Annotated in this window: 11 protein-coding genes and 2 pseudogenes; 1 reads left to right on the forward strand and 12 read right to left on the reverse strand. The window is 54.0% G+C overall.

Annotation, left to right across the window (positions count from 1 at the left end; translation table 11 throughout):
- Window positions 1–32 precede the first annotated feature (32 nt).
- From JWG43_RS16480 to JWG43_RS16535, 12 genes and pseudogenes are all read right to left on the reverse strand, one after another.
- On the reverse strand, window positions 33–1100 hold the full coding sequence (locus JWG43_RS16480; protein WP_205244045.1) for a restriction endonuclease subunit S: 1068 nt from the start codon (window positions 1098–1100) through the stop codon (window positions 33–35).
- Window positions 1097–2206 (reverse strand): PDDEXK nuclease domain-containing protein, encoded by a 1110-nt coding sequence (locus JWG43_RS16485; protein ID WP_205244046.1) that lies wholly within the window; start codon window positions 2204–2206, stop codon window positions 1097–1099. Before JWG43_RS16485 ends, JWG43_RS16480 begins: the two co-directional genes overlap by 4 nt.
- A complete protein-coding gene (locus JWG43_RS16490) occupies window positions 2203–3534 on the reverse strand; it encodes a type I restriction-modification system subunit M (protein ID WP_205244047.1) in 1332 nt (443 codons plus the stop codon). The genes JWG43_RS16485 and JWG43_RS16490 overlap by 4 nt, the downstream gene beginning before the upstream one ends.
- Complete coding sequence (locus JWG43_RS16495; RefSeq protein ID WP_205244048.1) at window positions 3531–3764, reverse strand: helix-turn-helix domain-containing protein; 234 nt, start codon at window positions 3762–3764, stop codon at window positions 3531–3533. Before JWG43_RS16495 ends, JWG43_RS16490 begins: the two co-directional genes overlap by 4 nt.
- Window positions 3765–4087: 323 nt before the next feature.
- A complete protein-coding gene (locus JWG43_RS16500) occupies window positions 4088–9253 on the reverse strand; it encodes a RecQ family ATP-dependent DNA helicase (RefSeq protein WP_205244049.1) in 5166 nt (1721 codons plus the stop codon).
- A 48-nt stretch (window positions 9254–9301) separates the two neighbouring features.
- On the reverse strand, window positions 9302–9643 hold the full coding sequence (locus JWG43_RS16505) for a hypothetical protein (protein ID WP_205244050.1): 342 nt from the start codon (window positions 9641–9643) through the stop codon (window positions 9302–9304).
- 241 nt (window positions 9644–9884) lie between these two features.
- Complete coding sequence (locus JWG43_RS16510; RefSeq protein WP_205244051.1) at window positions 9885–10076, reverse strand: hypothetical protein; 192 nt, start codon at window positions 10074–10076, stop codon at window positions 9885–9887.
- A 115-nt stretch (window positions 10077–10191) separates the two neighbouring features.
- Window positions 10192–10641: pseudogene (locus JWG43_RS16515) on the reverse strand (Fic family protein); the annotation flags it as partial.
- 77 nt (window positions 10642–10718) lie between these two features.
- Window positions 10719–10859 carry a hypothetical protein gene (locus JWG43_RS16520; protein ID WP_205244053.1) on the reverse strand — a complete coding sequence of 47 codons (141 nt, stop codon included), beginning with the start codon at window positions 10857–10859 and terminating at the stop codon, window positions 10719–10721.
- Window positions 10860–11372: 513 nt separating this feature from the next.
- Window positions 11373–11603, reverse strand: a pseudogene (locus JWG43_RS16525) (restriction endonuclease subunit S); the annotation flags it as partial.
- Between the two features lie 259 nt (window positions 11604–11862).
- On the reverse strand, window positions 11863–12939 hold the full coding sequence (locus JWG43_RS16530; protein WP_205244055.1) for a virulence RhuM family protein: 1077 nt from the start codon (window positions 12937–12939) through the stop codon (window positions 11863–11865).
- Window positions 12936–13526: a plasmid pRiA4b ORF-3 family protein gene (locus JWG43_RS16535; protein WP_205244056.1), complete on the reverse strand. Its 591-nt coding sequence runs from the start codon at window positions 13524–13526 to the stop codon at window positions 12936–12938. Before JWG43_RS16535 ends, JWG43_RS16530 begins: the two co-directional genes overlap by 4 nt.
- Window positions 13527–13567: 41 nt before the next feature.
- Between JWG43_RS16535 and JWG43_RS16540 the strand changes: the two genes are divergently transcribed.
- Complete coding sequence (locus JWG43_RS16540) at window positions 13568–14083, forward strand: DUF6880 family protein (RefSeq protein WP_240193657.1); 516 nt, start codon at window positions 13568–13570, stop codon at window positions 14081–14083.
- Window positions 14084–14287 lie beyond the last annotated feature (204 nt).

The following is a 14287-nucleotide window of genomic DNA, read 5'->3' on the forward strand; positions in this document are numbered from 1 at the left end:
TGGGAACCGTTCTCATTTTTAGCGCGTTAAAGCTAAAAACCAACACCAGAAAGAAAACCATTCTCATTAGCGATGACCCCGCCGAGGCGCCGTTGGGTAAAAAATGGGGGTTTTCTTTCAGGCACTAGATAGGCGAGATGCTGATTTATCGTTGCATGGCGCATCAGTACAGACGCCATCCCGCGTGTCTTTCCCTGGCCTGTGATGCCAACCAGAACAGCAGGGGGTGAGATTATCGGCAGGTGGCATTCCTTCAAAGCTTTATCTGTAACACCGCGTGATGCTGCTGTAACGACTTCCATGTTGACGACGGAGCTGTTCATCCAAGGAAATCCTTCGTCATCCCAGTAATCTGAGTTGTCGACCGCCGGTGTCGAACCATTTCCCACCGTTGCGACGTATTTTATCGGTACGATTTCCCAGTGCGCCGGAATATCCCCCAGCCAGTCGAGGCCGGAGGGTTTTTGGGGGGCGCTTTCGTCGAGGCCGCGGGTGACGGCGCGGCTGATGAGGGCGGCGCGTTTTTCTTCCAGCAGGGTCAGCATCTTTTCCTTTTCCACCACCAGCGCATCGATGCGCGCGGTTTCGTGGTCGAGGTAGTCGGCGATCAGGCGTTGAGTTTCGTAGGCAGGGGTTGGAAGTTTCATGGAACCAATGAACTCCCAGTTTGCGCGAGGCATTTTCGCGCCAAAAGTTGAGGCGTCCACTTGGCCCACAAAATCAGGCGACAGCATCGAATAAAGCAGAAAGCGCGGATGAATATCCGGTTGTGGTTCTAGAACCAGAAGTTCGGTGCTGCACACACCGTCTTTGTCTGCGTGAAACGCTTTTGCCAAATAAGGCCGCAACTTGCCGAATAGAACATCGCCCGAATAGAAAACATTCGCCGTTCCGCCTGCGGAATCATCACCTTCGGAAGTACCTGAGGTTGCACTTGGCAAGAGCTTTCCGGTCCAAGACTGAATGTTTTCCAGTCCCAAGTAATCGGCATGCTCTGAGGTTGCATCCGTTCGCTCATTTCGAAGCGGTGCAATAAATTTAAGCCGTTTCCCGACTTCTTCTCCCCTTCGTGTCTTCGTGCCTTCGTGTGAGCCCATCATAACTCCCCCAAATCCTCGCCCCACTCGGCGAGCTTCCGGCGCAGCAACTCCTTGTCCGGGAGATAGAGCTGGTATTCCTGCGCATGAATATTGGCGTCTTTGGGCAGGGTGATTTCCACCAGGGCGTCATGCTTCTTCTTGCAGAGGACAATCCCCACGGTGGGCGATTCCTCATCCAGTTTTACAAAGCGGTCGAAGTAGTTGACGTACATCTGTATCTGGCCGAGGTCGCCGTGACCCAGCTTGCCGATCTTGAGATCGATCAGTACATAGCAGCGGAGCAGGCGGTTGAAGAAGACCAGATCGACAAAGAAATGCTCTTCGTCAAAGGTGAAACGCTTCTGCCGGGCTTCAAAAAGGAAACCTTTACCCAGTTCCAGCAGGAAGTGTTCAAGTTTGTCGATGATGGCGCTTTCCAGGTCGGATTCGGAATACTTCGCCTTTTCGTCGAGACCGAGAAACTCCAGTATATAGGGTTCCTTGAGCAGGTCTTCAGGCCGGGCAACAAGCTGGCCTTCGGCGGCGAGCTTTTTCACCCCCTCCTTGTCGCGGCTGAGGGCGAGGCGCTCGTACAGCCCGGAATTGAACTGGCGCTTGAGTTCCGGCAGTGTCCAGCCGCCTTGCGCCGCCTCGATTTCGTAGAAACTACGCTCCTCCGGGTTGTCGATGGAGATCAAAAAAACGTACTGCGACCAGCTCAGGTTGAATGGCAAATTGACTTTGGTGGATCCCTTCTGCCAGAGTTGCGGAAACTCCTGACTGGCAGATTCGCCAGACGGCGTCTGGCTTTTCTGAGGCAACGTGAAAATGCCAGATGGCATCTGGCATTTTTCCGGAAGTCGGTCGACATAGGTCAAATAAAACTTGCGCATGTTCTGCAGGTTCGCTCTGGAGAATCCCCGCCCGAACTCCGCCTTCAGAGCGGCGGAGAGTTCCTTGAGCAGCCCCTTGCCGTACTCTGCCCGTTCTTCGCCACCCTGTTCATGCTCAACAATGCTCCGACCGATCTCAAAGTTGGTGAGCACCTGGATGAGGTCAACAGAATGCACCACCGCCCGGCGGGCGGATTGAATCAGGTCGCGGATTTGATGAATCAGCTTTTTCACTCCGTCACCTCCCGCAACAGCGCCATGATCCGTTTCTCCACAGCCGCAAGCTCGGCGTCGATCAGCTGAATTTTACCCTTGCGATGCTTCTCCTTGCGGTTGCTCAGCACCCAAACAAAGGTGCCGATGCCGGTGTTGTAGAACATTTGCTCAGGCAGGGCGACGATGGCCTCCAGCCAGTCGTGTTCGATGATCCAGCGGCGGATTTCGCTTTCACCGCTGCCCGCGCCGCCGGTGAAGAGCGGCGAGCCGTTGAAGACAATGGCGATGCGCGAGCCGGGCTTGTCACGGTTGCCCCGCTGCCACGGCTGGAACTTGGCGATCATGTGAATCAGAAAGAGCAGCGCGCCGTCATTGATGCGCGGCAGCTTGCCGTTGTAGCCACGGAAGTTGGGCCAGCGGTCGATCTCCTTCTTCTCCCCCTTCCAGTCCACGCCAAAGGGCGGATTAGCCAGCAGGTAGTCGAAACGCATGTCGGGGAACTGGTCGTTGGTCAGGGTGTTGCCGTACTCGATACGGCTGTCCTTGTGCCCCTTGATCAGCAGGTCGGAGGCGGCGACGGCATAAGAGCGAGGGTTGTAGTCCTGGCCGTAGACCTTGACCAAGGCGTGTTTGTTGTGGGCGCGCAGCCAGTTCTGGCTTTCGGCCAGCATGCCGCCGGTACCGCAGGCCGGGTCGCAGATGGTGACGATAACTCCTTCGCGGGTGAGTACATCGGTATCCGGCTCCAGCAGCAGGTTGACCATCAGGCGGATAACCTCGCGCGGAGTGAAGTGGTCACCGGCCGTCTCGTTGGCGGCCTCGTTGAAGCGCCGGATCAGGTCTTCGAACACCAGCCCCATGGTGATGTTGTCCACATGGCGAGGGTGCAGGTCGATTTCGGCAAACTGCGACACCACCTGGTAGAGGCGGTTGGCCTCTTCGAGCTTTTCGATCTCCTTTTCAAACTCGAAACGTTCGAAAATCTTGCGGATGTTCTCGGAGAAGCCGTTGATGAAATCGACCAGGTGACGACCGATGTTGTCCGGGTCGCCCTTGAGTTTACGAAAATCAAGCTGGCTGTGATTGTGGAATCCCAGAGCTTTGCCGTTTTCATCGCTGGCCAGTTCGTTCAGCACCCGGTCCACCAGCTGCGGGTCTTTGTTCTTCAAGGTCTCGTAGCGTTTGAGCACCGCTTCCTTGGTGGGGGCAAGCACGGCATCGAAACGGCGCAACACGGTCAACGGCAGCATGACCCGTTCGTACTGTGGCGGTCGGTACGGCCCACGCAGCAGATCGGCCACGGACCAGATGAAATTCGCCAGTTGCTGAAAATTGCCTGGGGTCATGGGTGGGTATCCTTGCTCTTGCGTTTCAGCTTGCCTTGCTCCGCCATCCGTTGACAAAACGCTTCGAATTGCCTTCGCGCCAGTTTGAAGGGAACCGTTTTGCTGTTTACCCAGCGGTTGATCGTGGAAAAGCTCACGCCGGGTTCATGGGCCAGCTCTTCCTGGCTGAGCCCCAGTTGCTGGCGGACTTCTTTGACCGTTCCCGCAAAATTTTCCGGTGCCTTTGCCATATCGGTTTGCCTCAATTCCTGGTGCGCCATCAATTCACCGGCGGCAAGCAAACGTAATGTGCCTTACGGACAATTACGGGCCTCAATATAGCGGGTGACAGCGCATGTGGAAAGCGGAAGGTTGGCGATCAGTTATGAACCAGCCGCTGTCCCGGAACAACCGGCGTGGGAGCCTCCAGGGGGTTGATCACCTGTAATAAAAGCTGAAAATAAAACGATTAATCCAAAAATACCAACAGATATACCAACAATTATTTTTCCCCCAGGTCGTTCCGCGTCTTCTCCCTCCTCCACAATGATTTCAGTTACGCGTGTGAACAACATCAGCACACCAGCTCAACTATTGGGACTTCCCAAGAGTCTCCAAAGCATTTGGCCTGAAAATCTTTATCAGCTACATCCTCTTTGTAGCGCCGCACCATGGCAATGACCCGAACTTCATTAACCTCCCGGAGTTTGCTGGTCCAATCAGACTGCGCTTTCTTGGATAATCTGGCAAAGGATACGCCATCCTTATTAATCAACTCTATATGTTTGTTTCTTTCTTCGATTTTCACGACATTCCCAACCTTGATATCAAGCAATGCCAGACGAGCAGGATGCCGCTCCGGCTTTATCCCTGCAAAATCGATAAATAAGTCGTCCATGCCAAGGAGATGATATGTGCGCGATGGTCTGCTTTTCTGAACAGGCGCGGAAAGTTTTCTGTGCATCAGAAAATCTCCGTTCAGTATTGCAATATGAGGATTGACTGAGGTCCCCAGCGCAAAGAGATGGAGCGTCTCCCTCGCACGGGACATCGACACATAATATAAGCGCCGTTCATCCTCGATCGCTGAGCGGCTGCTCTCTTGCCAACTGTCACCGAGGATGAACACATGATCGAACTCAAGCCCTTTAACAGCATGAGCAGTGGCCAGAAACAGACCGTTGCCCATGTTTTTTGACCTGCTCTGTTCGGCCAGTACTTCGTAAACATATTCCTGAATGGCTGGTACAGGTTGGGGGGTATTATTGGTTTCCTTTTGCCAGTCGAGGAGGATTCTTCTCAGATTCTCGCTCCACATCGTCGCAACAGGGTACATCCCATCAAGCCTTGCAAGCAGATCATTACCGGAACACGTTTCAGTTCGCATTCCTCGCAGGTGTTCCAGCATTTGCGCATTTTCTTGAATGCGGGTCAACCGGGGGAACCCGCCATGGCGGCCCCAACATAAACTCACAGGTATCCCTTTGTCCTCGCATGCGGAACGAACACTATCGAGGTCTTTCCATTCCCGGGCGAGGACAGCACAATGACTCAGGTCAACAGTCCCGACCCTGGTCAGGCGCTGCAACTCCTCGAGCAGCACGGTGGCCTGTATCGCTGCATTGCTCACCTCAAGTATCTGCACCTTTCCCTGCGCAACCGGATCGTTTGTTTGCCAGTTACCGCCTGGCGGAAGGCTCCGCCGGGCCTTGTTGATCCGAATCGGATAACCGATTTTCATCCGGTCGGCATTAGGGGCGATAAGGCAATTGGCCGCGGCGATGATATGGGCGGTTGAGCGATAGTTTTCGATCAGATAAGAGACGTCGGCGCTGTAGTCCTGTTGAAATTTCCTGATGAACTCGACACTTGCACCGCGGAATCGATAGATGTTCTGGTCGTCATCGCCAACCGCCAAGATGGCCATCTTGCCATCTCCTTCCTCGCGGCTTTTTCCGGCAATCAGTGAGACCAATTCATACTGGGCTGCATCAACATCCTGGTATTCGTCGACCAGAATATGACTGAACCTGCCGATCAGCGCGAAGTCAGGTGGGATTTCCTGAAGTCCAATTACTTCGGTCTCTCCCTTCAACATGCGAATGGCATCAAGGATGACTTCTGAAAAATCAATTTCTTCCCGTTTCCCCTGTTTGCCCTGAGTAACGAGCGATTTGCCTGTCAGGCGAAGAGCCAAACCATGAAACGTCAGCAGGGTGACTCCTGCCATATCGTCGCCAACCAGATCGTGTAATCGTTGCCGGAGACTGAGGATGGCGCTGCGGTTAAAGCACAGCACCAAAATGGACCTCGGATTGATTCTGTTCACCCTCAGGAGATGCGCGATCCGGTGAGCGACTACCCTTGTTTTCCCTGCACCGGGGCCAGCGAGGATCAGCATGTTTTTCTCTTGCCCGGCAGTAACGATCTTTTCCTGCTCCGGATTTTTCAGTTCATCGACGATCCGTTGATACGACTGTTTGCTGGTTGCCCGTTCGAGAAATTTGTCCTTTTCCGGAAAAAAACGTCTGACGAACTGCTCTTTGTCATCATTGAAATACGAAGCGACATACTGCCAGGCGCCACCGATTTTGGTCAGAGCCAGGCGAGCATATTCATTCATGACATGAATCTGGAACGTCCTCTCAGCGTAGTGGGTTTTGAGGGGCAAGAAGTCGGCGAATGCATATCTCCTGGATTTCGATTCCGGATGCAATTGGATGGTCATGGCCTGACGGAAAACAGCCAGCCCCTGCTGGAGATCCAGAACCCCTTGCTCATGCATATAGGTCAGGGCCCGCTCGGCTGCCGCCAATGGGTCTCTGAGTTTATCGACCAAAAGCAAATCTCCCCGCAAGGCGGTGACTATCTGCTCAAGAGTAAACTCAACCAGCAGATTGGCTCCAGCGTGCACATCGGCAGGCACGGTTGCCACAATCGTTTTAAGAGCCCGTTGAGCGGCCAATTGACGCACCTCCACTGTCTTGCGCAACGATGACCAATCCCGGTGGAGGAAAACGGAGAAACGATGGTTGCCCCTGGCGGTGAATGAAACACTCCCCCTGACACCGGCAAGCCCCCTGCCGTCCCTACTCAGGCCGTACAGCAACAATTTCAAGGTATGTGGGGTGCAGGCAGTATAACCGCTATCGATCAATACTTGATTGACCTGCCTGAGATCCAATTCAAGTGGGATGTCCACCTCCAAGTCAGGTGCCGTTTCTGCCAACACCTTCAGGAGGTCGTTCTCCAGGGCAACAATCTGTTGCAACTGCTTTTCCGAACTCTTTTGCACCTTGTAGCGGATATAGGCACTGAGAACCGTCGTTTTATCCAACATCCCCTGAGTGGCCATGTCGTGGAGCGTACGGATGACCCGTTGGGTCTCGGTTTCAGTCGCGACGTCATCTTCCATGGGAGCAAAGGCACTAAGGCCAGCCAATTCATCGGCACTGAATGACTGATTCAACCGATCCCGCTCCATCAAGGCGCCCATTATGGCCAGCCAGCGTTGTTGTTGCCGCCGGGAGAGATTGAACCCGGCGATTCTGTCCATCGCCTCCTCAAGGCTTCTGACCGTAGGTTTTCCCTGAAAAATCTTGGTTTGATTTTCGTTACGCTGTAAATATCCCGCCCGCTCAAGCCATGCCAGGGCCGTGCGGACTCGGGTATCGGCATCGGGCAGATCCGGGTCAACCTCGACCACATCCAGACGCACGAGGTCGCCAGCGGTGAGGACAACAGTATCCTCTCCACGTGCCGCATAGCGAATACCGCGAAGGAACTGAGCGATTTCCCTCTGATTAAGCATCGATCCACAGCTGAGACGAAATTGCCCCTCAATATCATGCTCATTGAAGATCAGGATGCATTCCGCGGTATTACGGTCGCGCCCAGCCCGTCCAGCCTCTTGCAAATAATTTTCCAGTGATCCAGGAATGTCGGCATGAATGACCAGCCGCACATCCTCTTTGTCGATTCCCATGCCAAAGGCATTGGTCGCACAGATAATCGGGGTGGCCCCACTGACAAAGCTCTCCTGAATCCGTTTTTTGATCGATGGTTCCAGGCCGGCATGAAAGGCCTCTACCGTAAACCCGTTTTCCTGGAGGAATTCAGCCAATCGTTCCGTGCCTTTCTTGGTGGCGCAGTAGATGACGACACTGCCGTTGTCCTCATATCGAGACCGGAGCAGATCAAGAATCGTCTGGTATTTTTCGTACCGTTCGACTTCCCAGACTTCATACTGCAAATTGGTCCGTTCATGGCCGCCGGCGAACTGAACAACCCGAAGGCCTAGTTCTCTTTGAATGACATCGACGATCTCCGCGCGGACATCCTTTTTGGCGGTGGCTGTAAAACACTGGACCGGCGGAATGGCCACCTGTTCCTGCTCGGCGAATTCGCGGATGAACCGAATGGCATACAGGTAGTCGGGCCGGAAATCGTGGCCCCATTTGGAGAGGCAATGCGCCTCGTCAAACACCCAGGCCCCGATTTCCCTCTGGCTGATGGTAGCAATGAAGGAGTTGTTGCGCAGTTGTTCCGGCGAGACCAGCAGGATGCCGACATCCCCCAAACGAACACCTTCCATGACCTCGGCGCGTTCGGGCATCGTCAACATGCCATACAAGGCTGCGGCGATTTTGGTGCCGGTGAATCGGGAAAAGTTGTCGACCTGATCCTTCATCAGAGCCTGCAGTGGAGAGATGACAATGGTCAGCATGTTGCGGCGCTGGTATCGCATCAAGGCGGGCAAAAGATAGCAAAGCGACTTGCCCCCTCCGGTCGGCAGGGTGGCAAAGAGCGAAGAACCCCGTGCCGCGGCATGGACGATCTCCTCTTGCAGGCTTCTGCCGTCATCGGTTGTGGGCTCTGGACGAAATGTTGGAAACCCATAATAATCCAGCAGAAAACGCTGCGGATTATGATGTTTCTGGCAGTAGGCGCACTCTTCATGCCGGCAGTTGCTTTCCCGAAGTTGATGGAGGATGACCGGAACCTGAGGAAATTGATGGCGAACCCACGGCGGGAGCACTGAATTGCCATCAGCAACCGACAGCCAGGCCGTGACATAGGCCAGCGGCGCCAACAACTCCTGGCCACCTGCAAGCTGGAGCACGAGGTGGTCGACTGCACCACCACAGCAATGCTTGCGGGCAAACCAGGCGAAGGTCTCCAGCACATCGTCCCCGGTCAACAAAGGGATGCCCATGATAGCCAGAGCCTCCGCTGTTCCGATCAGGTTGGCATCGGAGGCGAGCAAGGCCCGATACAGCAGCGCCACATCCGCGTTTGCCTCAAACTGCTGTACCAGGGCGTCCCATTGCTCGGCAAACACCTTCCCGGCCAGCATCGCGTCCTGAACGGGATCATTGATACTGTCGCGGACAACCTGATAATTCTTGATCAGCCGGTGGTATGGATTGGCTGGAAACGCAAGGGGAGAGAGGAAGAGGGTATCGATTCTGGGCTTGCTGAAGAGTTGCAGATCGGGCGCGATCTGTTGCAATCGCTGGATATCATGATTGATGATGTTGTGGCCGAGAACGAAACGGGCCTCTCTGGCAAAGACATCAAAATCCCTGAGAGTATTCGAGTCGAATCTCCTTCGATCAGCGACCGAAAAGGTCTTCTCGCCAAGGATGGCGCCCAGCGAGTATATTTCTCCCTTCTCATTGACCTCGATGTCAAGGAGCAGGGTATGGTGCAGCAACTCCTGGCAGGGCGATGCCATCATTTCTCCTCGCGCAGCTGACACAGTTCGTTTTGTTCATTCTGGCTCTTGTCACTCTTCGGCAAATCCATACTCCGCCATCAGATCGTCCATGTCATCGCCAACGCCCCAGCCCCAGTTGTGGCCTTCACTCCGAACACGTTCAAGCCGCTCGACAAAGTCTTCCTGCTGGTCTGGCTCAAGCGCCACAATTGCCTTCAGCGCCTGCTCGAACATCCGCACCAAAGCGTTGAAATAGCCCTCGTCATTCATCCCGCAGGAGCCAAGCAGGTTCATGCAGGATTCGCAATAGAACACCGTCAACTCCGCCAAACCTTCCGGCCGTCCTATGGCTTTCTTGTAATCGGAAATCGCCTTTTTGGCCTTGGCAACTGAGATATCCTGATTGCGCATCACATCCGGACTAACCCAGCGGTCGATGGTTGTCTTCCTGAATCCGTGAGCGTTCGTCCGTGCGTCAGCTTCGTTGTTCGTGACCGTTCGATTAAAGTACACTTTATCGGACGGTTACGGGCAATGAAGATGGCGTGCGGACGGGTGCCCCGAAGGGCGGTGGGTGAAAGATAATGCCAAGAATTACGCTGCAATTGTACAATGATTACAGAGGTATATACCCAAAACGTGAGTCCAGCCGTCACGGATTCAGGGTCTTGTATGGTTCGAGCACATCTTCACCTAGGGCGAAGCGGGCATGAAGAAAAGCCTGATTGCTCTTGCTGGCGGCATACAGATCCTGAATCAAGCCCAGCAGCGCCGGACGGTCGAGGTCGGCAAGCTGACGTTTGAGATCTGTCCAGGTCGGTTTTTTCTTACTCGATTTTTTCATGGGATCCACATCTGCTTCATAGGATGCCTTTCCGGTTACCTCACTCTGGCCCACCAAGGTGTCACAGCCCTTGTCATAGCGTTGTCACAGCTCGATGTCGCGAATTTGTCGCAAGTTATCCATCGCCATGCTGTGCCAGCCAACGGTGGCACTTGTCGGTCAGGCGATATTTCTGCAAGCGGCTGTTGGGCTTGTCGGGGATGGTCATCTCAATCAGGCCGTCGGCCAAGGCTGGTTTGAGGTATCGCTCGCGGAAGGATTTGCGATCCGAAAGCCTCAGGGCGGATTGCAGTGCCTCGCGGCCCATCTCGCCCCGGATCACCGCCAGCAGCTCGCCGACTTGGGGGGTGACTTGAGGGCTGACTTGGGGGGCAGTGGTGGGCATGGTATCCAGGATCATCCGTAGCATGAAGGCGATAAACGGGGCGGAATCGGTCTTTTGGGTACCTTCCTGAATAGCCTGGTAATACTCGGCTTGGTGCTCGAAGATCAGGCTTTCCACCGGGATGTCGGCGAACAGGGGATTCCAGCGGGCCAGGATCAGGCTCTGCCACAGCCGCCCGATGGCCTCGCTGATCGCGGCGACCCGGTTCAGAATCTCGGGGGTGATGGTGTAGGGTGGCTGGTAGCTGGTGGGGTTGATCATGGCGCTACCTCCTCTCCTTCCGCACCAACCGGGCATTTCGACTTGATGAACTCGAACATGGGGCGGAAGACTTCAAAGCAGGCCGGGTCTATTCGAGCTGAAAACGAGGCGATGGTACTGCATGCGTTAAAATTCATATCAGTGCCTCCAAACTGTCGAAGTGACTCTGATCCTTTGCTTTCAGCGCTTCAATTACCTACTTGCACAAAGATTGCGCGTTAGTGAGGTACGAGGGGTGTTCCGTTATTCTCGCCGGTTTTTGAATATGCGATGCATCGTCTGTGAATTTATGACCTGAATCCGTGACGACTGGAGTCTTGTTTGGAGCACATTTTATTGTAAATAGGTTATAAATGCGGCGATTATCTTGGCAATAAGCCGTCACCCGCTGCCCTTCGGGGCGTTCGTCCGCACGCCATCTTTATTGCCCGTAACCGTCCGATAAAGTTTACTTTAATCGAACGGTCACGAACAACAAAGCTGACGCACGGACAAACGCTCACGGATCCAGGTATGAATCTCTTTTCTTCTCACTGGGCAGTCTATGAGCAAATCAAGCTTTAACCCATTTGTCCTTAATTACGCAACTTCTCCAGCACATCACAACGGGACATCAACTGGTCGATGCGGGCGACGATGCGGTGTTGTTTGGGTAATGGCGGGGAGGGGATCTTGATTTTGCCCGCCTTCACCAACCGCTGTTTTTTCGCCTCGATCTCCTTCAACAGTTCAGAAGCCGGGGGATCATTCGGATCTTGCACCACCAGCTGGCCCTGCATGGCGAGCGTCAGGATCAACTCGCGCAGTTTGGCGATGCCACCCGGCGCGGCAAAGGCGGTGTCGAAGTGTTGTTCCAGCAGATTGCGGGTGGCGTCGGTCATGATTGGCCCCCGGTTGGGACGGTTGAGAAAAGTGCAACAGGTGGTTGCACTTTTTCAAAAGCGAGTATTTGTGCCACGGTCTGTGGCACAAGTGCCGGGTGGTGCTGAACAAAATGTCCAACAAGCTGTTGGATAAATCGTTGCCACGAACCTGGATACCCGCCAGCGCGGGAATGGTGACTGTTTTCAACCCTTCGCGCCTTCGCGTGAGGCCATTTCTTTTCTTCGTGTCTTCGTGCCTTCGTGTGAGGCCATCCCGTTATTCATCGCCGCCCTCCGGTTTCCGAACAGCCTCGATCTGTTTCAACATGCGGTCGAAGTCGCTCTCAAACAGCCGGTCTTGGACGATGCGGTATTTCTCAAACTCAGTCTCGGCATGGGCCTTGGCGATCTCCGCCGTGACCTTGCCGGCATCCTGCAGGATTTCCCGGTCAGTGGCGGCGATAAAGCGGTTGAGGCGGGTTTCCCAGTCCTGCATAGTCATGGGCATCTTGCGCAGGGCCATGTCTTCGGCTACATCCAGGTAGGCGTTGACCAGTCGCGCCAGTTGTGCCATTTCGTCTTCGGTCAGGTAGTTCTTGGCCACGCTGACGTCGAACTTCTGGATCTTCCCTTGCGGGGCATCTTTCCAGGTGGTCAGGCCCATGTGCTGTTTGTCGGCATCGGCGCGGTTAACGATGACCTCCGCCGCTGTCTGGCCGTGAATGGCCCAGTGGAGCTTGTTCTGCACGGTGGCGAAAAAGCGCTTGGTAGCCTGGGCGGTGAGGTCGTAATCAATCGCGGTAGAATAGATGTCTGTGATCTTCTGGTAGAACTTGCGCTCCGAAAGACGAATCTCCCGGATGCGCTGCAGCTGTTCTTCGAAGTACTGTTCGGTGAGGATGGAGCCGCCGCTTTTGATGCGCTCGTCATCCATGACGTAGGCCTTGATGGTGTACTCATCAATAATGGTGGTGGCCCACTTGCGAAATTGCACGGCCCGCTCGGAGTTGACCTTGTAGCCCACGGCGATAATGGCAGGCAGCTTGTAGTGCAGGGTGTTGTAGCTCTTGCCATCAGCAGCAGTTATCCGGAATTTCCGGATAACTGAAACTTCCTGTAACTCACTGTCAGCAAAAATCTTTTTCAGGTGTTCATTCACCGTGCGCACATTCACGTCGTAGAGCACGCCCATCATCTTTTGGGACAGCCAGATGTTTTCATCCGCGTATACGGCCTCAACGCCCCCTTCGCCTGTAGCTGCAACAAAGGTCAGATATTCAGCCGCCGAGGATCGAACAATAGATGTTTCTTTTTTTTCGGCTTTCTGAAGTCGCTTGTTTTTGTCCTTCTTCATTCCACACCTCCCCAGTTTTGATACCTGTCCCGGGACCAGCGGAGGTATTTCATCAACTCCCAGTTAATCGATTCGGAATCAAATATCTCACTGTCAAAGTCTCCACCGGACCATTCCATGTAACTTTCGTGCTCTTCATGGCTCGGGTCCTTCAGGGCGTTGCAGAATTCAAAGTAGCCGGGTACACCGCCAACATCTTCAGGTGGGCAGGCCCGTTCGCCTTCAAGGCAGGCCAGCTCCGTTCTCAGTTCCGGATTGAAATAGCGGTTTTCTTCGAGAACAAGTTCATGCTCCCAGCTGTCCCCGAAATCATACAGATAACGGAAGGTGCGGCCTTTCTGTTTGATCAGATCTCCAAGACGGTATCGTCCGCAGACCAACCCGTCTTCTTTCGATTCAGGGTATTCCGTGTAGCGTTTATTCCCGATGGTAAACTCGTGCAGATGGCTGTCGGTCCAGCCCATGACAATCTGGATGACATCGTGCAGCCGGTCCAGCGTAATGCCGGCGGGCACCACAAAACGACGCCAGATTGCAGGTTCGATATCAAGTAGCTGTATTTTCAGCAGATAAAGTCGTTTTTTCATTTATTTACCTCATGTTTTGACCAGAAGCTTCGTTTTCGACCATGTGCTTCAATGATCTGCGCTTTGAAAACTTCGTGATGATTAAAGGGGTTTCCGAAAAATTGACGGAACTCCTGTTTCAGAAATTCAGATCCTATCATTCCACCGACACATTGCAGGCGCTTCTGGATGTGATCGGTTATGACAAACGGGATGATGTTATCAACGATGAAACCCGTAAAATTGTGAAAAACGACCCTCTGCTGGAGTCAGATGCAGAGTTTCTGGTTGTAGTCGGAAAGATAGATGAAGCAGAAGAATATTTCCTCAAACGTGCCGACCAGCTTGATGGGAACCATTACGGCAGCCTGCTTTCTCTGGCAGAAGCGATGGAGGCAGAAAATCGCCATCTTGTTACCAGCCTAATCTACCGCAGTCTCCTTATCTCGTGCCTGAAAGAAAACCCCCATTTTTTACCCAACGGCGCCTCGGCGGGGTCATCGCTAATGAGAATGGTTTTCTTTCTGGTGTCGGGTTTTAGCATTAACGTGCTAAACATGAAAATCGTTCCCATGTGAGGCGATCAGAGGACAGAGTTCTCCCGTCGTCTGCAAAGCCGGGGCAGCCTGTTTAACTCAGGCCGCTTTTTTATACGGGCCGCGCTTTCGTTGAGCGGCTTCTTGCTCCTGCTGGCGCAACACCGCACCCAGGCGCTGTATGTTCCGGGCCAATACCGCCATGGCGACGTAGCGTTTGAAGCCCTTGATGCCGTGGTCGAGACA

The sequence above is a fragment of the Desulfobulbus alkaliphilus genome, assembly GCF_016918545.1.
Lineage (GTDB): Bacteria > Desulfobacterota > Desulfobulbia > Desulfobulbales > Desulfobulbaceae > Desulfobulbus > Desulfobulbus alkaliphilus.

Bases quoted from the DNA above. Each gene is read 5' to 3' on its own strand.
- JWG43_RS16480 (WP_205244045.1), bottom strand. From the start codon at position 1,100: ATGATGGGCTCACACGAAGGCACGAAGACACGAAGGGGAGAAGAAGTC.
- JWG43_RS16490 (WP_205244047.1), bottom strand. From the start codon at position 3,534: ATGACCCCAGGCAATTTTCAGCAACTGGCGAATTTCATCTGGTCCGTG.
- JWG43_RS16495 (WP_205244048.1), bottom strand. From the start codon at position 3,764: ATGGCAAAGGCACCGGAAAATTTTGCGGGAACGGTCAAAGAAGTCCGC.
- JWG43_RS16500 (WP_205244049.1), bottom strand. From the start codon at position 9,253: ATGATGGCATCGCCCTGCCAGGAGTTGCTGCACCATACCCTGCTCCTT.
- JWG43_RS16505 (WP_205244050.1), bottom strand. From the start codon at position 9,643: ATGCGCAATCAGGATATCTCAGTTGCCAAGGCCAAAAAGGCGATTTCC.
- JWG43_RS16510 (WP_205244051.1), bottom strand. From the start codon at position 10,076: ATGAAAAAATCGAGTAAGAAAAAACCGACCTGGACAGATCTCAAACGT.
- JWG43_RS16520 (WP_205244053.1), bottom strand. From the start codon at position 10,859: ATGAATTTTAACGCATGCAGTACCATCGCCTCGTTTTCAGCTCGAATA.
- JWG43_RS16530 (WP_205244055.1), bottom strand. From the start codon at position 12,939: ATGAAGAAGGACAAAAACAAGCGACTTCAGAAAGCCGAAAAAAAAGAA.
- JWG43_RS16535 (WP_205244056.1), bottom strand. From the start codon at position 13,526: ATGAAAAAACGACTTTATCTGCTGAAAATACAGCTACTTGATATCGAA.
- JWG43_RS16540 (WP_240193657.1), top strand. From the start codon at position 13,568: ATGTGCTTCAATGATCTGCGCTTTGAAAACTTCGTGATGATTAAAGGG.